General features: G+C 66.1%; 16 protein-coding genes. 12 read left to right on the top strand and 4 right to left on the bottom strand.

Going from position 1 to position 18,315, the window contains the following annotated elements; translation table 11 throughout:
- Window positions 1–24: 24 nt before the first annotated feature.
- The 3 genes from OHS03_RS12115 (at window position 25) to OHS03_RS12105 (ending at window position 4,701) form a co-directional block, all read left to right on the top strand.
- Window positions 25–1,689 (top strand): AMP-binding protein, encoded by a 1,665-nt coding sequence (locus OHS03_RS12115; protein WP_328662826.1) that lies wholly within the window; start codon window positions 25–27, stop codon window positions 1,687–1,689.
- Window positions 1,686–3,356, top strand: a complete 1,671-nt coding sequence (locus tag OHS03_RS12110; protein ID WP_328662825.1) for a GMC oxidoreductase — start codon at window positions 1,686–1,688, stop codon at window positions 3,354–3,356. The genes OHS03_RS12115 and OHS03_RS12110 overlap by 4 nt, the downstream gene beginning before the upstream one ends.
- Window positions 3,357–3,603: 247 nt before the next feature.
- Window positions 3,604–4,701, top strand: a complete 1,098-nt coding sequence (locus OHS03_RS12105) for a TetR/AcrR family transcriptional regulator (protein ID WP_407942477.1) — start codon at window positions 3,604–3,606, stop codon at window positions 4,699–4,701.
- A gap of 57 nt (window positions 4,702–4,758) precedes the next feature.
- On the opposite strand, the gene OHS03_RS12100 is transcribed toward OHS03_RS12105, so the two are convergent.
- The gene (locus tag OHS03_RS12100) at window positions 4,759–5,904 is read right to left on the bottom strand and encodes an acyl-CoA dehydrogenase family protein (protein ID WP_328662824.1); all 1,146 of its coding nucleotides are present in this window, start codon (window positions 5,902–5,904) and stop codon (window positions 4,759–4,761) included.
- Window positions 5,905–6,135: 231 nt separating this feature from the next.
- Between OHS03_RS12100 and OHS03_RS12095 the strand changes: the two genes are divergently transcribed.
- The 5 genes from OHS03_RS12095 to OHS03_RS12075 all read left to right on the top strand — a co-directional run bounded on the left by OHS03_RS12095 (window position 6,136) and on the right by OHS03_RS12075 (window position 11,225).
- Window positions 6,136–7,122: an NAD(P)H-dependent flavin oxidoreductase gene (locus OHS03_RS12095; protein ID WP_328662823.1), complete on the top strand. Its 987-nt coding sequence runs from the start codon at window positions 6,136–6,138 to the stop codon at window positions 7,120–7,122.
- Window positions 7,119–7,916 carry an enoyl-CoA hydratase gene (locus OHS03_RS12090; RefSeq protein WP_328662822.1) on the top strand — a complete coding sequence of 266 codons (798 nt, stop codon included), beginning with the start codon at window positions 7,119–7,121 and terminating at the stop codon, window positions 7,914–7,916. Before OHS03_RS12095 ends, OHS03_RS12090 begins: the two co-directional genes overlap by 4 nt.
- The gene (gene fadD5, locus OHS03_RS12085) at window positions 7,913–9,466 is read left to right on the top strand and encodes a fatty-acid--CoA ligase FadD5 (protein ID WP_328662821.1); all 1,554 of its coding nucleotides are present in this window, start codon (window positions 7,913–7,915) and stop codon (window positions 9,464–9,466) included. The genes OHS03_RS12090 and fadD5 overlap by 4 nt, the downstream gene beginning before the upstream one ends.
- A gap of 158 nt (window positions 9,467–9,624) precedes the next feature.
- The gene (locus OHS03_RS12080; RefSeq protein WP_328662820.1) at window positions 9,625–10,509 is read left to right on the top strand and encodes an oxygenase MpaB family protein; all 885 of its coding nucleotides are present in this window, start codon (window positions 9,625–9,627) and stop codon (window positions 10,507–10,509) included.
- A gap of 71 nt (window positions 10,510–10,580) precedes the next feature.
- Window positions 10,581–11,225, top strand: coding sequence for a TetR/AcrR family transcriptional regulator (locus OHS03_RS12075; protein ID WP_328662819.1), 645 nt, complete (start codon window positions 10,581–10,583; stop codon window positions 11,223–11,225).
- Between the two features lie 85 nt (window positions 11,226–11,310).
- Here OHS03_RS12075 and OHS03_RS12070 read toward each other — a convergent pair whose 3' ends face one another.
- A complete protein-coding gene (locus OHS03_RS12070; RefSeq protein WP_056820338.1) occupies window positions 11,311–12,840 on the bottom strand; it encodes an aldehyde dehydrogenase family protein in 1,530 nt (509 codons plus the stop codon).
- 420 nt (window positions 12,841–13,260) lie between these two features.
- On the opposite strand from OHS03_RS12070, the gene OHS03_RS12065 reads away from it, so the two are divergent.
- A complete protein-coding gene (locus OHS03_RS12065; RefSeq protein WP_328662818.1) occupies window positions 13,261–13,485 on the top strand; it encodes a hypothetical protein in 225 nt (74 codons plus the stop codon).
- Between the two features lie 63 nt (window positions 13,486–13,548).
- Here the strand turns inward: OHS03_RS12065 and OHS03_RS12060 are convergent, their stop codons facing one another.
- On the bottom strand, window positions 13,549–14,319 hold the full coding sequence (locus tag OHS03_RS12060) for an oxygenase MpaB family protein (protein ID WP_328662817.1): 771 nt from the start codon (window positions 14,317–14,319) through the stop codon (window positions 13,549–13,551).
- Window positions 14,320–14,831: 512 nt separating this feature from the next.
- Here OHS03_RS12060 and OHS03_RS12055 point away from each other — a divergent pair.
- The 3 genes from OHS03_RS12055 to OHS03_RS12045 are packed head-to-tail and all read left to right on the top strand — an operon-like array spanning window position 14,832 to window position 17,392.
- Complete coding sequence (locus tag OHS03_RS12055) at window positions 14,832–15,050, top strand: hypothetical protein (protein WP_328662816.1); 219 nt, start codon at window positions 14,832–14,834, stop codon at window positions 15,048–15,050.
- Window positions 15,051–15,053: 3 nt separating this feature from the next.
- Complete coding sequence (locus OHS03_RS12050; RefSeq protein WP_328662815.1) at window positions 15,054–15,239, top strand: hypothetical protein; 186 nt, start codon at window positions 15,054–15,056, stop codon at window positions 15,237–15,239.
- On the top strand, window positions 15,236–17,392 hold the full coding sequence (locus OHS03_RS12045; protein ID WP_328662814.1) for an MMPL family transporter: 2,157 nt from the start codon (window positions 15,236–15,238) through the stop codon (window positions 17,390–17,392). The genes OHS03_RS12050 and OHS03_RS12045 overlap by 4 nt, the downstream gene beginning before the upstream one ends.
- A 196-nt stretch (window positions 17,393–17,588) precedes the next feature.
- Here OHS03_RS12045 and OHS03_RS12040 read toward each other — a convergent pair whose 3' ends face one another.
- On the bottom strand, window positions 17,589–18,047 hold the full coding sequence (locus tag OHS03_RS12040; RefSeq protein WP_328662813.1) for a hypothetical protein: 459 nt from the start codon (window positions 18,045–18,047) through the stop codon (window positions 17,589–17,591).
- Between the last annotated feature and the right edge of the window lie 268 nt (window positions 18,048–18,315).

Here is an 18,315-nt window from a genome sequence, read left to right as displayed (position 1 = left end):
CCAGAACTCACCAGAGGATCATCGATGAAGCTGACGAACGGCGCTGTGGCCGACGTACGCGAGAAGTTGACGGCGGTGCGCCGACTGCACCGAACCGGCCTGATCGACCTATGGCGACCGCGCCGGATCAAGCGCATGATCGCGCTCAACAACTCCTACGGCCCGCAGGCGGCGATGATCATCGCCGGGGCGGCCGATCGGCCCGACGAACCCGCGCTGACCGACGAGCGCGGGGTGCTGACCTATCGCGAGCTCGACGAGCAGTCCAACGCCCTGGCCCACGGTTTGCTCGGGCAGGGCCTGCGCGGCGGCGAGGTGATCGGCGTGCTGGCGCGTGACCATCGTGGCCTGGTGCTGGCGATGGTGGCAGCGGGCAAGGCCGGGTTGCGCCTGGCCATGCTGAACACCAGTTTCGCCAAGCCGCAGCTCACCGAAGTCGCTGTGCGGGAGAAGGTTCGCGCGATTCTGTTCGACAGCGAATTCGCCGGACTGGTCGATGCGCTGCCCGCGAACATGCCACGGATTCTCAGCTGGGTCGATGCGGAACACCCGCTGCCGCCGGGCGCACTGACCATCGCCATGCTGGTGTCGGCGAACAGCAGAGACCCGCTGCCCCCGCCGGACCGGCCCGCCGGCTTCATCATACTCACCAGCGGGACCACCGGTCTGCCCAAGGGTGCGCCGCGGACCAAGGTATCTCCGTTCGCCACCGCACTCGTCGTCGACCGGGTGCCGTTTCCGCGCGGCGGGGTCGTGATGATCGCGACCCCGGTCTTTCACACCACGGGTATGGGCACCTGGACGATAGCCAGCGCGCTCGGCGCACACATCGTGCTGCGGCGCCGCTTCGACGCGAAAGCCACGTTGGCAGCGATCGAGAAGCATTCGGCCCAGATGCTGGTCGCGGTGCCGACCCAGTTGAACCGCATTCTCGCGCTCGGTCCCGAGACCATCGCCGAGTACGACACCTCGACGTTGCGCACCGTTTTCGTCGGCGGCGCACCGCTGCCACCCGACCTGGCGACCCGATGGCAGGACGCCTTCGGCGACGTGCTCTACAACGGGTACGGCTCCACCGAGGTCGCGATCACCGCCGTCGCCCAGCCGCACGAATTGCGGCGTGCGCCAGGCACTGTCGGCCGGGCGCCGGTCACCGCGCGCATCGCGCTCTACGACAGCGAGGATCGCCGGATCACCGAGGCGAACGTCTCGGGGCGCATCTTCGCTCGCACCGTCGCCCCGTTCGAGGGCTACACCGACGGGAAGACCAAACAGATCATCGACGGGTACATGTCGACCGGGGACATGGGCCACTTCGACGCCGACGGGCTGCTGTTCATCGACGGCCGCGACGACGACATGGTCGTCTGCGGCGGCGAGAACGTCTATCCGCTGGAGGTGGAGAATCTGCTGATGGGTCGCGCCGATATCGCCGACGTCGCGGTGATCGGTGTCGACGACGCGGACTTCGGACAGCGATTGCGTGCCTTCGTCGTTCCCGCCACCGACCACAAGCCGGACGTGCAGGAGATCAAGGACTACGTCAAGGACAATCTCGCCAGGTACAAGGTGCCCCGTGACGTGGTGTTCCTCGACGAGATGCCGCGCAATCCCACCGGCAAGATCGTGCGCAAGGCGCTGACCGAGTACGTCGTCGAGGGGCCTGTGGGGCAAGGAGCGAAGTCATGACCGAGTACGACTTCGACGTGATCGTGATCGGTTCCGGGTTCGGCGGCAGCGTCACGGCCCTGCGGCTGACCGAGAAGGGTTACCGCGTCGGTGTTCTCGAATCCGGGCGGCGGTGGAATCCCGAGGACTTCCCGAAGTCCAATTGGAATATCCGCAAGTCGCTGTGGATGCCCCGACTCGGCCTGACCGGACCGCAGCGCATCAGCGTTCTCGGCAAGTGCGCGGTCTTCAGCGGGTCGGGGGTCGGGGGAGGGTCGGTGATCTACGGCAATACCCTCTATGAGCCGCTGCCCGCGTTCTACGAAGATCGCGCGTGGTCGCACATCACGGACTGGAAGTCGGAGTTGGCGCCGTACTACGACCAGGCCAAACGGATGCTCGGCGTGCGAACCAATCCACGCGTGGGACCCAAAGACGCAGTGCTGCTGACGATTTCCGAGCGACGCGGGGTCGCCGACACGTTCCACCGCACGAATGTCGGGGTCTTCTTCAACGAGGGCGAGGAGGGCACCGAGGTGCCCGATCCGTATTTCGGTGGCGCCGGGCCGACGCGCGCGGGCTGCATTCATTGCTCCGAATGTCTGACCGGGTGCACGCACAACGCCAAGAACACCACCACGGTGAACTATCTGTACCTGGCCGAGCGCAACGGCGCCGAGGTACACCCGCTCACCACGGTCACCTCGGTGCGGCCCGACGGCGACGGCGGCTATGTCGTGGACACCATGCGTTCGGGCGGTGTCGTCCGCAAGGATCGGCGCACGTTCACCGCGGGCCAAGTCGTCTTCGCCGCGGCCGCGCTGGGAACCCAGAAGTTGCTGCACCGCATGCGAAACGATGGTGTGCTGCCGAAATTGTCGCCACGGCTCGGTGAGCTGACCAGAAGCAATTCCGAGGCGGTGGTCGCCGTCTGCAGTCGTAGTCGCTACGACATGTCTCAGGGCGTGGCGATCACCTCCTCGATTCATCCTGAGCCGCAAACCCATATCGAGGTGTGCTCGTACGGCAAAGGGCACAATGCGCTGTTCACCCAGGGCCTGCCGATGATCGACGGCGGCGCCTTCCGGGTGCTGCGGCTGCTGCTCATGGTGCTCGCGCATCCGCTTCAATTCATCCGGCTGAAGAATGTCTATCGCGCCGCCGAGCGCTCGGTCGTGCTGCTCGTGATGCAATCACTCGACAACTCGCTGACCTCCTATCTCAAAGGGCGACGTCTGGTCACCAAACAGGGGTCGGGGGAACCGAATCCTGAGTGGATCCCGATCGCGCACGACATCGCTCGCGAGTACGCCGCCGAAATCGACGGTGACGCGGGAAATCTGATCACCGACCTGCTCGGCATTCCGGCCACCGCGCATTACATCGGCGGCGCTACGATCGGCGACTCTGCCGATACCGGTGTCGTCGACCCATGGCAGCGGGTCTACGGATATCCGGGCCTGCACATCGCCGACGGCAGTGCGGTCACGGCCAACCTCGGGGTGAACCCGTCGTTGACCATCACCGCGCAGGCGGAGCGTGCGATGGCGTTCTGGCCCAACAAGGGCGAGGCCGACCCCCGTCCCGCGCTGGGGTCGGCGTACGTCCGCGTCACACCGGTCATGCCGAACCAGCCCGCTGTCCCCGCTACCGCGCCCGCCGCATTGCGCTACTCGCTCGGGGGCTGAGGTCTCGTCATCGTTCGACGATCGCCACATCGGCGCTGCGTGCACGCGGGCATATCATGTCAGCGAGGGCTAGACGAACTCGCACGCAGCGCGTCGAACAAAGGGCGAGACGACGAGCACACAGGCAGACGGGCCACGGGCGGGCTCGCAGCGGCGCCAGGTCAGGCGCAGGCCGAAGAACAGGCGCGCCCAGATCGCGGCGGAATCGGCGGCGGCGTTCGGCGCGCACGGGTATCACAGTGTCAGCATGGACGACATCGCCAAGCGGCTCGATATCAGTCCGACCGCGCTGTATCGGCACTTTCCCAGCAAGTACGCGCTGTTCCGGGAAGAGCTCTTCCGGTTGGCGGGGCTCATGGTGCGTGCCGCCGAGCTGCCCGAGGACGCCGAGCAGTGGTCCCCGCGCGAGCGCGTCGACCACTTCCTCGACTCGATGATCACGATGACGATCACCAATCGGACGACAGTCGGGCTGGCCCGGTGGGACCGTCGCTACCTCGAGCCTGCCGACTACGAGCTGTTCATCGCCGAGTTCACCTCGTCGATCCGCGTGCTGCGAGCCCTGATCGGCCAGGTACACCCTGAGCTGAACGGGCACGATCGCGCGGTCCGCGCGGTGTCGATCTTCGCGCTGACCAGCAGCATCGGCGACCACCATGTCAGCGTGCCCGCGCACGCTCTGGCCGCACTCCTACGTTCTGCCTGCTGGGCGGTCATCGACGCCGATCTGACCCCGCCGCGGATCTGCGCGGACGAGGTGAAGCCCGACGCCGACCCGCAGCTGTTCAAGCACGAGCAGCTACTGCGCGCGGCGGTCACGCTCTTCCACGAGCGGGGCTACCCGAACGTCAGCATGGAAGATATCGCCGTCGCGGCGAACCTGTCGGCCGCATCGGCGATATACCGCTACTACCGTGGCAAGAGCGATCTGTTGAGCTCCGCGTTCCGGCTGGCGGCCGATCGCGTATCGACGGCGATCACCCCCGCGGTACTAGCGGCCGATACCCCAGCGGAGGCGCTCGGTGTGCTGATCGACCTCTACGTTCGCGACTCGTTCGCCGAACGTGCCCTGGCCTTCGTCTACTACGCCGAGTTCGGTCACATCGACCCCGCCGATCAGCTCGCGCTGCGACACCTGCAGCAACTGATCATCACCGAGTGGGCCGAGCTGGTCGTCGGGGCGCGCCCGCAGCTGACGATGGGGGAGGCGCGCATCCTCGTGCACGCTTGCTTCAGCCTGGTCGTCGACCTCGTCCGCATCTTCGGCGACGGGGAGATCTGCCCGCAGGAGAAGGTGATTCGGCTCCTCGAGACGGTCGCCCTCGGTCAGCCGTTACCCCGCTAGTGCCCAGCCGCGGGCGACGGCGAGGGCGCCCGACCGCACGGCCGGGCGCCTGATACGTCAGAGACCGTAGGTCTTGCCGATGATGTCGCGCTGGATCTCGCTCGTGCCACCGAAGATGGTCGAGACCAAAGCACCACGGACATGCTTTTCCATGTCGAACTCGCGGGCGTACCCGTAACCACCCATCATCTGCATCCCGGCCAACGCGACCTGTTTAGAGGTTTCGGTGGCCTTGAGCTTGGCCATCGACGCCTCCCGCGCGAAGGTCTTGGACGGATTCGCATCCACCGCGGCAGCGACGCTGTAAACCAACAGTTTGGTGCACTCGATCTCGGTCGCGAGGTCAGCGACGCGGTGACGCAACGCCTGAAACGTCCCGATCGGCCGACCGAACTGCTTACGCTCGGAAACGAACTGCACGGTGTCGTCGAACGCGCGCTCGGCCGCACCCAAACTCATCGCGGCCAGGATCAGCCGTTCGAAGTTCAACCCCGTCATCAACTGCCGCCACCCGTTACCGACCTCACCCACGACCGCGTCCTCGGGCAGTAGGCAGTCGGTGAAGTAGAGGTCGTTGGTTTCTTTCTGGTTGCCCATCAACTCGATCGGGTTGATCTTCAACCCCGGGGTGCCGGCGGGCACATGGAACATGGTCAAGCCCTCGTGCTTGCCGCCGCTGCGGTCGGTGCGGGCCACGAGCAGGATGTTCTCGGAGATATGGGCGTTGGAACACCAGGTCTTCTGCCCGTTGATCAACCACCCGTCGGTGGTCTTCTCCGCGCGGGTGGTGATGTTACCGACGTCGGAACCGGCTTCGGGTTCTGACATCGAGATCGACTGCGACGCACCACGAACGATGCCCCGCAACACGGTGTCTTTCTGTGTTTCGGTACCGAACTTGGCGTAGGCGCCACCGGTGATCAGGGTCGGTCCGATCGCACCGATCGGGAGCAGTCCGCGCATGGATTCCTCGAGCAGGATGCACATGTCGACCATCGTGGCGTCGGAGCCACCGTATTGTTCGGGCACGGTCAGGCCCAGCCAGCCGAGTTCGGCCATCTTGGCGTAGAGGCCGGGGTTGTGTTGCTCGGCGTCGTGTTCGGTCAGCGCGTCACGCTTTTCCCTGGTACCTGCCTCGCGTTTGGCGAACGCGGCGACCGCCGCCGCGAAATCCTGTTGTTCCGGGCTGAATTCGACGCCCATAGTGAAGTTCTCCTTCGATTTTCGGTCAGATGAGAGCCAGGTCGCTCGCGCGAGAGCGCGGACGCAGGATCCACCGAGTCGAGGTGGGGAGTGTGGCCGTTGACACAGCAGCCCCTACCCAGATAAGTTAACTGCAATTCTCGTTAAGTTAATCACCATTCTCGCCGGAAGCAAAGAGGCCCGAGGGTTTCGTTTCGACCGGTGCGGAACTCCCGAGCGGAGAGAGGCTCCATGCTGCGCACCAGATTCACCGAGGCATTCGGTGTCGAGCACCCGATCGTCCAGGGCGGCATGATGTGGGTCGGCCGCGCCCCGCTGGCCGCTGCGGTGTCCAACGCGGGCGGGCTCGGCATCATCACCGGCCTGACCCAGCCGACCCCGGCCGAGCTGCGCAACGAAATCGCCAGGACCCGCGACCTCACCGACAAGCCGTTCGGGGTCAACCTCACGGTTCTGCCCTCGATCACGCCCCCGCCCTACGCGGAATACCGGCAGGCGATCATCGACAGCGGGGTGAAGATCGTCGAGATCGCGGGCGGCAACCCGGCCACCCACCTGCCCTATTTCAAGGACGCGGGCATCAAGGTGCTGCACAAGTGCACCAGCGTCAAGCACGCGCTCAAGGCGCAACAGGTCGGTGTGGACGGGATCAGCATCGACGGCTTCGAATGTGCCGGGCATCCCGGCGAGAACGACACTCCGGGCCTAGTACTGATTCCCGCGGCGGCCAGGGAGATCGAGATCCCGATGATCGCCTCGGGCGGTTTCGCGGACGGTCGCGGACTGGTCGCGGCACTGGCGCTCGGCGCGCACGGGGTCAATATGGGCACGCGATTCCTGTGCACCGTCGAGTCGCCGATCGCGCACGTGGTCAAGGAAAAGATCGTGGCCAATACCGAGCTCGACACCAAGCTGATCTTCCGGACGCTGCACAACACCGCACGGGTCGCGGACAACGCGGTGAGCCGTCAGGTCGTCGACATCGAGCGCAACGGCGGCACTTTCGACGATGTGCGCGATCTCGTGTCCGGTGCGCGCGGACGCAAGGTGTACGAAGACGGCGACGTGGACGCCGGTATCTGGAGCGTCGGGCAATGCCAGGGCCTGATCCACGACATCCCCACCTGTGCTGACCTGATCGCGAACATCATGGCCGAGGCGCAGGCCCTGATCACCGAATCGCTGGCCGGGTCGGTCGTGACGGCGGTGGCCTCATGAGCGAGTCGGTCCAGACCACCCTCGCGGGCGGCATACTGCGGATCTGCATCAATCGGCCCGCCCGGCTCAACGCGATCGACCTCGCCACCATGAGCGAATTGGCCGACGTCATCGCAGGCGCCGCGGCCGATTCCACCATCCGGGTGATCGTGCTGACCGGCGAGGGGCGTGCGTTCTGCACGGGCGCCGATCTCGCGGCGGCCGCCGCGTCCGGCGGCAACGAGGCGAGCCCGGAAACGGTGATGGCAGAAGCCGCGCGCATGATCCGCGCCGTCGTCCAAGCGCCCATCCCGGTCATCGCCCAGATCAATGGTCCGGCAGCGGGTGTCGGCGCGTCGCTGGCCCTGGCCGCCGATTTGCACTACGCGGCCGAAAGTACCTATCTCCTACTGCCTTTCACTGCCATCGGGCTGTTGCCCGACGGCGGCGCCACCGCCCTGGTCCCCGCGGGGATGGGTCGCGCCCGCGCGATGGAAATGGCCTTGCTCAGCAACCGGCTGCCCGCACCCGAGGCCGCCGCGGCCGGTCTGATCACCGCGGCCGTGCCCGACGCCGAGCTGACCGAACACGTGTACGCCATCGCCACCCGCCTCGCCGCCGGGCCACGCCGCTCACTGGAGCTGACCAAGGCCGCGGTGAACGCCGCGACCCTGAGCGGACTCGAACCGGCATTCGACCGCGAGGCAACCGCCCAGATCGAACTGCTCGTCTCACCCGACTTCTACGAAGGCACCATGGCCATGCTCGGCAAGCGTGCTCCCCGATTCACCGACGCACCGCAAGGAAACGAATGAACCTCGACGTGGAACCGATCCGTTCGCGCCGCAACCACTGGATGAACCAGGTCGCCCTGCAGGCGACGGTCAAACCCGACGCCGCCGCCGTGCGGTTTCGCGGGGTCGACACGAGCTGGCGCCAGCTGCACGAGCGCTCCGAAGCCTTCGCCGACGCGCTCGCCCGCCGCGGTGTCGGTTTCGGTGACCGCGTCCTGGTGTTGATGCTCAACAGCACCGAATACCTCGAGGCGGTGTTCGGGATCAATACCCTGGGCGCCATCGCCGTGCCGGTGAACTTCCGGCTCACCCCACCGGAGATCCTGTACCTGATCGCCGACAGCGGCGCCGAGGCGATCGTGACCGACACCGCCTTGGCCCCTCTCGTCGCGGCGGTGCGCGCACAGACCGATGCCCTGACCACCTGCGTCGTCGTCGGCGGCGAAACCGGTGACGGCACGCAGGGTTATGAGCAACTGTTGGCCGAAGAGGGTGCACCCCATCCCGCGGTCGACGTCAGCGAGGACTCGGCCGCGCTGATCATGTACACCTCGGGGACGACCGGCAGCCCCAAGGGCGCGGTCCTGACCCACACCAATATGCAGGCCCAGGCGCTCACCTGTATCCGCGCGATGCAGTACACCACCGAGGATGTCGCCTTCTGCGCGGCGCCGCTGTTCCACATCGCCGGATTGGGCAGTATCGCACCGTGTTTCGTGCTCGGCACCCTCACCGTGCTGCATCCGCTGCTCGCCTTCGATGCCGGTCAGGTACTCGACGCATGGGAGCGCGAGAAGGCCACCTCGGTATTCCTGGTCCCGGCGCAGTGGCAGATCGTGTGCGCCGATCCCACTGTGCGCGAGCGTGATCTGCGCCTGCGGGTGATCAGCTGGGGCGCGGCTCCGGCCTCTGACACCGTCTTGCAGGCGATGGCCGACACGTTCCCCGACGCCTTGAACATCGCGGTCTTCGGGCAAACCGAGATGTCGCCGATCACCTGTGTCCTCGAGGGCAAGGACGCGATCCGCAAACTCGGCTCCGTGGGACAGCCGATTCCGACCATCGCCGCCCGCGTCGTCGACGACGAGATGAACGATGTCGCCCCCGGCGAGATCGGCGAGATCGTCTACCGGGGCCCGACCATGATGCGCGAGTACTGGAACAAGCCAGAGGCGACCGCCGAAGCGTTCGAAGGCGGCTGGTTCCATTCCGGTGACCTGGTCCGCCGAGACGAGGAAGGATTCGTCTACGTCGTCGACCGGAAGAAGGACATGATCATCTCCGGCGGTGAGAACATCTACTGCGCCGAGGTGGAGAACGTCCTGTTCGCCCACCCCGCCGTGCGCGAAGCCGCTGTCATCGGGCGCGCCGATGACAAGTGGGGTGAGGTCGCCATCGCGGTGGTCGTCGCCGAGCCGGACGCCGAGCTCACCCTCGTCGCCCTCGCGCCGCATTTCGACGCCAATCTGGCCAGGTACAAGCACCCCAAGGACCTGATCGTCGTCGACGAGCTGCCGCGCAATGCGGGCGGCAAGGTGATCAAACACCTGCTCCGCAAGGAACACGCCTGATAGCGATCCCGCAGGAGACCACGACGCCCCGTAGCGCATCGGCGCTACGGGGCGTCGGTGCGTAGCGGTACGCATCGAAGGCTTCCCTTGAGTTGATTAGTCGAATATCATCTCAATGTATCAAGCCTTCGTGGCTCAGAAGAAGGAGACGCAGGACTATGCGTGAAGTTTCAACGGTGAGCGATCCCGTCATGGTCGACGATCTCGGCGAGGTCCTGAGGTGCCGCTACGGCACTGTCGAGGATTTCGATATCGAGCGATTTCTCGACGGGATCGGCGCCTTCGCCGGGGCCGGTGCGAATGTCATTGTGCAGCTGGCGAACCGGCCGGTGGGGTACGGCGTCGTCCAGAGCACCGTCGACTCCGGCCGCGCCGATGTCCATCCGTGGAAGCGGCTGCGCACCACGCTGACCTACATCGCGGTGGCGATGCTGGGTACCGAGGACGACCGGGACGTGTATCGACAGGCCGTCGGTAGCGTCCATCGACACGTTCGTTCGGCGCCGGGCGCCGAGGTGAAGTACAACGCGTTCGATCCCGAGCTGCAGAAGTGGGTCGCGGTCTGCCTGTGCTGGGGGGTCATGGATCTTCACGAACGCCTCTATGGGCCACTGGACAGGGCCACCAAGGAGGTCTTCGTGCAGTACGGGGCCAAGTTCGGCACCGGGTTGCAGATGAAGCCCGACATGTGGCCGACCGACCTGGCGGCTTTCGAAAGCTATTTCGAAGCCGGACTGGCGAGCATGCAGATCGACGACGTGGTCGCCGAATACCTGCGCAAGCTGGTCGGCTTGCGCAATGTGCCCAGGCCGCGCGTGCTCGCCAATATTCATCGTTTCGCCGTCTCCGGTCTGCTACCCGAGGCTATGCGCGCGCAGCTCTACCTTCCGTGGACCGACGAGCAGGAGCGACGGCATAGGCTGATGTTCCGAGCCATCGGAACCGTCTACGGACGGCTACCCGTCCGCGCGCGGATCGAACCGTACTCGGCCGTGCTCCGCGACATGCGGCGCCGCCACCGACTCGGCCGCCCGTTGGTCTGAGAGCAGCGAGGTTGCGGGCCACCGCCAGACCACATTATGTTCGGGCTCTTGTCAGCTGAGGGGAATGGGATATGGCCGAGTCGATCAGGTTGCTGGCCCGGATTCGCGGGCACGGCGGTGTCGAACGCGATAACGCCGATGTCCTGAACGGCGCCTTGGCCGCGTTTCTTGACTTCGGGATCAAGCGCACCAGCATGGGCGAGGTGGCCCGCCGTGGCGGGCTGTCCTTGGCGACCCTGTACCGCCGGTTCGGTGGCAAGACCGACGTGGTCCAGGCGGTGGGGCTCTGGCAGGTGCGCCACCTGCTGGATCAGGCCGACTCCTCGATGCGTCGGCAGGCGGAGGAGGGCGCCAGCGCCGAAGACCAGATTGTCGAACTGTTCGTCGCCTTCGCCCTCGGCCTGCGGGAGAACCCGCTGCTCGACCGCCTGCTCGCCACCGACGCCGCCACCGTGCTGCCCTACCTCACCACCGGTGGGGCGCCGGTGATCGAACTCGGTCGAGACTTCTTGGCCGAGTTCATCACCCGCTTGCAGGAGGCAGGCAAGCTCCCCGCCTACGACCCGCTGCCCGTAGCCGAGTTGGTGGCTCGCACCGCGCTGTCGTTGGTGCTGACCAAGCCGACGGTCATCCCGCTCGACGACGAGGTCGCGGCACGCAAGTTCGCCCGCGATCACATCGCTCCGGGATTCCGTCCGCTGGACGTGCCTCGCTAGACCCCACGCGTGGGGCAGAGAACACCGCTCGCCTCGGGTGGATGTGTCACCGACCGGTGACACATCCACCCGAGGCGCAGCTCACTTACTTGCCGAAGCGGCGTCGACCGCGCGCACCGGCCACGCGCATCGCGTTGCGCATGAATCCGAAGTTCTTCAGGCTGTACGGGTACCAGACCAGTTCGGACTTCTGCGTCGGCAGTGCCGGAGCCGTGATTGCCTGCTTACGGCAGTACTTGCGCACGCCGTCCGCGCCGCCGAATCGGTAGCCGGTGCCGGACTGTCCCCAACCGCCGTGGGGGAGCGCGAAGTTGAACAGGTTGATGGTGGCGTCGTTGATGTTCACCGCGCCGACGGTCAAGCGCCGCGCGATCGACTGCCCGCGGGACTTGTTGCCCGTCCACACCGAGGCCGACAGTCCGTACTCGGAGTCGTTGGCGAGCTTGATCGCCTCGTTCTCATCGGCGACCTTGATGACCGGGATGGTCGGGCCGAAGGTTTCCTCGGTGATGCACGACATCGAATGGTCGACGTCGACCAGCACCGTCGGTTCGAAGAAGTTCCCCTCGCCCGTGGCCTTTCCGCCGGTGAGCGCGCGCGCTCCGCCGGCGATCGCGTCGTCGACGTGGCGGGTAACGATGTCGAGCTGGGCCTGGTTGGCGAGCGGGCCGATATCGATGTTTCCGCTGCGATCGTCGCGGCCGATCCGCAGCGACTTGACATGGGTGACCAGCTTGTCGACGAACGCGTCGTACACCGGAGCTTCGACATACACCCGCTCCACCGACACGCACAGCTGTCCGGCATTGGTCAGCGCGCCGAAGGCGATGCCGTTGGCCGCACGGTCGAGATCGGCGTCTGCGAGCACGATCGCCGGGTCCTTGCCGCCCATCTCGAGGCTGTAGGGCAGCGTGCGTTCGGCGCACGCGACGGCGATGCGGCGCCCGGTGTTGCCGGAGCCGGTGAACTGGATGAAATCAGCGTTCTCGACCACCGCGGCACCGGCGGCTCCGGCGCCGGAGACCACCGTGAACACCGGCGGCGCGCCGATCTCGGCCCAGCCGCGGGCGAGCGCGAGCGGGGTCAGCGGGGTCACCTCCGACGGCTTGAGCAGCACGGCGGCACCCGCGGCGAGCGCCGGAACGAGATCGGAGGCAGGCATGGCGAGGGGAAAGTTCCACGGCGTGATGATGCCGACCACCGGATACGGCGTGTAGGTGGTGGTCAACTTCTTGATCCGCATCAGCGGGGTGTGGGGGCTCACGGCGGTGTCGGCGAGAAACTTCGCGGCGTTGCGGGCGTAGTAGCCCAGGAGATCGACAGTGAACGCGACCTCGACCTCGGCCTCCACGCGGGGCTTTCCCGACTCGTCCTGAATCGAATCCGCCAGCTCGTCGGTGTGGTCGAGCACCCAATCCTGCAGCTTGAGCAGCCACTGCTTCCGTCCGGACGCGCTGATCGAAGCCCACCGCGGCTGCGCCTTGCGCAGCGCGGAGGCGGCTGCGGCTACTTCCTCCGGGGTCGACACGGCGACGGTGCCGACCAGTTCTCCGGATGCCGGGTTGCGAACAGCCAGTTCAGTGGCGTCGACGGTGGGTGTTGCGGATTCAGACACATTTTCTCCTGGATAGCCGTATCGGTCTACAGACCACCTTAGACAGAGTGAGATGCTTTGTATATCACTCTGTCACGAGATGGATCATGCTGTTGTTCTGTCGGGTGGGGGAGGGCTCGCCGAAGCGGCATCTGGTGACGCCGGTAGCTGGGGCGCCCGTCGAGCTGCCGTTCAGGTGCTGCGACCGCCCGGCGCGGAGCTCTGGCCCTGCCCGTGAAAGGAGGGTAGATCGGTTATGTTCATGGGCTATTTCTCGGGCCTCGCGATATTCGGGAAGGTGGCAGCCGTGATTGACTGCCTTATGTTACCGAGCATTCTCTCGTAAACGAAGAGGAAGTGGGACCGAAATGGTGATCAGGCAAGCCGTGGCGGCTTTTGCTGGGTTCGCGGCCCACCTTCACTGCCGGGCAGACCATGACGATGAACGTCAAGGGTGCTCCCGACATGGTCGACCACAACGGGGCGGCCGGCTGGGGTGTGTCGAATCGGGTGATCGGCCCACGAGCGCTCGGGCTGCCCGCGCCGGTGTGGTTGGACGGCAGTTTCTGGTTCCCGCTGCCCATCTCGGAATGCAACGCGCAGCCGCAGACTTTGACGGTGACCAGGTATCGCCAAGGCCCTTCCGAGTCGACGCCGCTGCTGTAGCGCGGGACCGGGCGGGCGCGGTCTCCGTCTGCCCGGACTCTGCGGGCTGGATGGATCATCCTTCTACGCGGGTCGCGGTGACCTCTCCGCGCGAGCCGAAGGAACTAAGCGAATCCCTGACGGCGCGATCGTTGCCGCCATCCGCAGGCCGGTGGCGTAGGAGCGGAACGCGGCCCGATCTCCCGGTCGCGCTCGCACGCCGAGCAGTTTCCTGGTACGAGGATGCAGCAACTCGCGCACGGCGACGGACGGCAGCAGCCGCGGAACCCAGCTGGTCGGACGTAAGACCTCGGGTGCGAGCGTGCGACCGGCGGGGGTGAGACGCAGCTCCTGCGCGCAGGTGCGCCCGAAATAGTCGCCGAAACTCGCCCAGTCCGGTGGCATGGCCCGCGCGGACACCCCGAACCGCAGATACCATTCGCAGCACTCCGCGTACAGGCGTTCGTGGTCGAGATCCGACATCGGCGAGATGAAGGTATTGATCGCGACTACCAGCGTCTCCACGTAGGTTGCGTGCTGAAAGTGGAACACGTCCGGATTCAGCGCGTGGAAGCGCGTGCCCCGGTCGTCGATTCCGCTGATGTGCCCATGAATGTTGACCATGCGGTGCCGCTGGTCCCGCTCGTCATAGGCCATGTCGATCGTCTGCGAGACGGTCCGCGCCTTGTGGTACCACAGCCGCATCGCCATGTGCTCGTCGAGAGCTGTCGCGATGGCCGGGTGCAGAATCTGTAGTCCCACCGCGCGTGGCAACGCGAGCAGGAATCGTCGATCGCCGACGTACCGGCGCAGCAGCGAGGTTCCTCGTTGGCGGTGTATCGATGACTTCCTCAACCGCGCATCCTGCAGTGCGGTGCGGCGGGTAGGGGAAGTGGTGTGGTCATCGTTGACCCCGTTCGAATACTGGCGGATACCGTAGCAGTCTGAGAGACTGATCCTTGAAGTCTCTCATTGCCTCGAACGCCTGTCAACGGTTGATCGTCCTTCGTGCGGGAGTGAAGAATCAATCTTCCGGTGGGTCGTGAAAACTGTTGTGACACACAACATATGGCGATCGGTATGTGCTGGTAGTGGATGATATTAACAAGTCGAATCCCGTTGAGGGGTTTGGCTGTCGGTCGATCTGAAGGAAGAATGTTGATTAACATAATGCAGGTTCTCGGGGTGGTCTCCCCCCTCGTGCCGAGGGGTTATAAGGCCTGTGTTCTTCGACGAGGTGCCGCCGATTCCCGGAAATCTCGCGCGATTCGTTCCGGCCCGGCGCTCCGCGAGTTCGTTCGCGCCGGGCCCGGACTACGATCTCGACGCGGTGCTCACCGAAGCGTTCGACTGCGCCGACGCCGCGTTTGCGCGGGCTCGAACTGCCGTGGCCGGTCGTCAGCGGCCGTGTCCGCGGCGCGTCGGCACTGCCGCCCGGCGACCTGATGGAAGGTCTTGCCGCACAGGACCATCTGCTCGAAGCCCAGGCCTACGTCGTGTTCGGCGCACCGGTCGCCGCCGACGACGCGGTGATCGACGACGCCCGCCATGCGCTGCTGTTGGCGGCGGGAGTGAAGGGGAAATGAAATATGCAACCGACAATGCCGTCGAACGTCGAGCGCGGGCAGCGAGGACAGTGCGCGCGTGTGCTCGCCGACGCGTTCACCGACGACGCGATCTGGAACGAACTCCGTCCGCGCTCCACGCGTCGGGCAGGATCGGCCCTCTTGGCGCCGGTCGCGTGGACCCCGGGTGATCGCGTGGTCCTGCGATGATCGAACGGTTCGCCACGATCGCGATCCGAACGCCGAAACTGGTTCTCGCCGTAGCGGGTATCGCGTTCGTGCTGTTCGGTCTGCTCGGTGCGCAGGTCACCGACCGCTTGTCGGCGGGCGGGTTTCTCGACCCCGACGCGGAGTCCTCACAGGCTGAGCAAGCACTGGCCCGCGACTTCGATATCGCGGGAATGCAGCTGATCTTCGCTGTCGAAGCGCCCGGTGACGTACTCACCGGCGCCGGGGCCGATCGCGCGAGCGACATCGTGGACGATCTGCGCGTCGACGACCGGGTGTTGTCGGTCGACTCGCCGTGGACCGACCCGAACAGCCGCGCCCGGTTGACCGACCGGGACGGACACGTCGGACTGATCGTGGCGGGTCTGGCCGGCGACGACGGCCAGGCGCAGAAGACCGCGGCCGACTTGGCAACCCGATATACCGGGTCCACGGGCGAGATCACCGTCACCGCGGGCGGACAGGCGATGGCGTTCCAGGAGATCAACGAACGCGCCGAGCACGACCTCGCGTTGGCGGAATCGATCGCGATCCCGCTGACATTTCTGCTGCTGATCTGGTTCCTGCGCAGTGTGGTCGCCGCGGCGATTCCGATCGCGGTGGGAGTGCTGGCCATCGTCGCGACCACCGCGGTGCTGTTCGTGCTGACCTTCGTCATCGACCTGTCGGTCTTCGCGCTCAACATCACCACCGCCCTCGGGCTGGCGCTGGCGATCGACTACTCACTCCTGATCATCGGGCGGTTCCGCGAGGAGATCGCTCGTGGTCACGACCAGCACACCGCGATCGCGCTGGCCATGCGCCGCGGTGGGCGGGCCGTGCTGTTCTCCGGTGTGACGGTGGCGATCGCGTTGATCGGAATGTCGTTCTTCCCGATGAACTTTCTGCGTTCCATCGGGTACGCGGGCGTCGCCGTGGTCGCGCTGTCGGTCGTGCTGGCACTGACGTGTGTGCCCGCCCTGCTCGCACTCCTCGGTGAGCGGATCACCCGAAAGCCGTTGCGAGAGGCGGCCGCGGTCGAGTCGATGTTCCTGTACCGACTGGCGGTGGCGGTGCAGAAGCACCCCGTTCTCATCGCGCTCCCGGTGCTGGGAATTCTGCTGATCGCCGGTGCGCCGGTCCTGGGACTCCAGGTCGGGTTGCCCGACGATCGAGTCCTGCCTGCCGCCGCGCAGGCACGTCAGGTCGGTGACACGATCCGTGAGCAGTTCGACGCCAATGCCACCGGCACCGTCCATATCATCGTCCACCGCGAAGGTGCCGACGCTGCGACGGCAGAGTACGCGGCCGCACTGTCTCGGGTGCGCGAGGTGGATGTGGTGCTTGCGCCGTCGGGGACCTATGCGGGCGGGCAACCGGTGGGGCCCGGCGATCCCGGCGCGGCGCGCGCCGACAGTACCCATCTGACGATCGCCACCTCACTCGATCCGTACTCACCTGCCGCCGCACGGCAACTCGACGAGCTCGATGCGGTCGCTGCACCCGGCGACGCGGTGTTCGGCGGTTTGGCTCAGCAGAAGCGCGACACGGCCGCCGGGATCGCGGCTGCCTTCCCGAAAGCCCTGGCCTGGATCGCTGTCACCACGTTCATCCTGCTGATGTTGCTGACCGGCAGCTTCCTGCTGCCGTTGAAGGCGCTGGCGCTCAACGTCCTCTCGCTCACGGCGACCTTCGGTGCGTTGGTCTGGGTGTTCCAGTCGGGACACCTCGGTGGATTCGGCACCGAGATCACCGGTTTCACCGTCGCCACGGTCCCGGTCCTGCTGTTCTGCGTGGCGTTCGGGCTATCGATGGATTACGAGGTCTTCTTGCTCGCGCGCTTCACCGAGGAATGGGAGAGCTCTGGGCACACCAGGGCCGACAATGATCGGGCAGTCGCGGTCGGGCTCGCCCGTTCCGGGCAGGTGGTGACCGCGGCGGCGGCGATGATGATCGTGATCTTCGCGGCGATCGCGACGAGCGGGGTCACCATCATGCGCATGCTCGGCGTCGGACTGGCGCTGGCTGTGCTGGTGGACGCCACATTGATCCGCATGATTCTGGTCCCCGCCTTCATGCGACTGGCGGGCACCTGGAACTGGTGGGTACCGCGCGGGGCGCAGCCGTTCCTCGAGAAGGTTCGGCTGCGCGAATAGTGTCGATCGCCCAGGTAGCGCCGGCCCCCTACTCCTGCGCTACCTGGGCGCGACCCGTCTCGAACGAAGGTCAGGCGCTCAGCGCCTGCCAGACCATCACGGCCGTCGCGGCGTCCATCACCAAGTGCGGGAACAATGCCCGGGCCGGTCGCCGATGGGCGATCTGCCACATCAGTGCGCCGAGCGCGACGACGGCTCAGTGATCAGTTGCTGCCGGGCACCTGCGCGCGATGTCGTCGCGCCACTGCGTCGAATCGCGCACGTACCACGCGGCGCTGTCACCGTCGAAGCTCACGCTGACCAGCGGGCGACCGATCGATTTTCCGGCGTGGGAGCGCACGAGGTCCACCGACGTGATCGAGGCGAGCGGAATCTCCAGTGCGTCATCCGAGCCCGCTCGACGGAACCACAGTCGCGTCTCGGTCAATACGAGCGCGCCGTTGCCGCGCACTTGCCGCCCGCGCTTCGAGCCTCGCCCGAAGTAGTTGGCCACGGGGTCGCTGCGCACGGCTTCACCGGGTGCGAAGTTCGCCGCGATGGCCGCCTCGGCTGTCCGGCGGATGGCGCGAAGGATGAATCGGGTGACGAGCATGATGACCGCGAGTGCCACGGCCACGATGACGAGGACCATGGAGACGATCCAGCCGACAGTCATGGGAGCAGTGTAATGCTGCCTCGCTCAGGGCTCGATCGAGTTGGGCCGGGCGCAGATTCGTGTCCTGACCCGTCGGCGAACTGCTCCGGCGGGCGCGCCCTCTGATCTTCGTCCTCGTCAGGCGCCTGACGCCACGTCGGAGGGTCGACGACGGTCGGTCGTGTATCGGCCGGTGGCCACGTCGTCCATCCGGCAGCGGCTGCATGTTCTGCGACAGATCTTCCCCAGTTCCACATCTTTCGCTCCTCCCCAGAGCTCATATGGATCT

Source organism: Nocardia salmonicida (genome assembly GCF_036142455.1).
Classification (GTDB): domain Bacteria; phylum Actinomycetota; class Actinomycetes; order Mycobacteriales; family Mycobacteriaceae; genus Nocardia; species Nocardia salmonicida.
This window is presented reverse-complemented; position numbering and strand designations above follow the sequence as displayed.

Excerpts from the sequence above, each read along its gene's own strand:
- OHS03_RS12050 (WP_328662815.1), top strand. The coding sequence starts at position 15,054 with ATGCAACCGACAATGCCGTCGAACGTCGAGCGCGGGCAGCGAGGACAG.
- OHS03_RS12075 (WP_328662819.1), top strand. The coding sequence starts at position 10,581 with ATGGCCGAGTCGATCAGGTTGCTGGCCCGGATTCGCGGGCACGGCGGT.
- OHS03_RS12110 (WP_328662825.1), top strand. The coding sequence starts at position 1,686 with ATGACCGAGTACGACTTCGACGTGATCGTGATCGGTTCCGGGTTCGGC.
- fadD5 (WP_328662821.1), top strand. The coding sequence starts at position 7,913 with ATGAACCTCGACGTGGAACCGATCCGTTCGCGCCGCAACCACTGGATG.
- OHS03_RS12115 (WP_328662826.1), top strand. The coding sequence starts at position 25 with ATGAAGCTGACGAACGGCGCTGTGGCCGACGTACGCGAGAAGTTGACG.
- OHS03_RS12065 (WP_328662818.1), top strand. The coding sequence starts at position 13,261 with ATGAACGTCAAGGGTGCTCCCGACATGGTCGACCACAACGGGGCGGCC.
- OHS03_RS12090 (WP_328662822.1), top strand. The coding sequence starts at position 7,119 with ATGAGCGAGTCGGTCCAGACCACCCTCGCGGGCGGCATACTGCGGATC.
- OHS03_RS12040 (WP_328662813.1), bottom strand. The coding sequence starts at position 18,047 with ATGACTGTCGGCTGGATCGTCTCCATGGTCCTCGTCATCGTGGCCGTG.
- OHS03_RS12095 (WP_328662823.1), top strand. The coding sequence starts at position 6,136 with ATGCTGCGCACCAGATTCACCGAGGCATTCGGTGTCGAGCACCCGATC.
- OHS03_RS12100 (WP_328662824.1), bottom strand. The coding sequence starts at position 5,904 with ATGGGCGTCGAATTCAGCCCGGAACAACAGGATTTCGCGGCGGCGGTC.
- OHS03_RS12080 (WP_328662820.1), top strand. The coding sequence starts at position 9,625 with ATGCGTGAAGTTTCAACGGTGAGCGATCCCGTCATGGTCGACGATCTC.
- OHS03_RS12105 (WP_407942477.1), top strand. The coding sequence starts at position 3,604 with ATGGACGACATCGCCAAGCGGCTCGATATCAGTCCGACCGCGCTGTAT.
- OHS03_RS12045 (WP_328662814.1), top strand. The coding sequence starts at position 15,236 with ATGATCGAACGGTTCGCCACGATCGCGATCCGAACGCCGAAACTGGTT.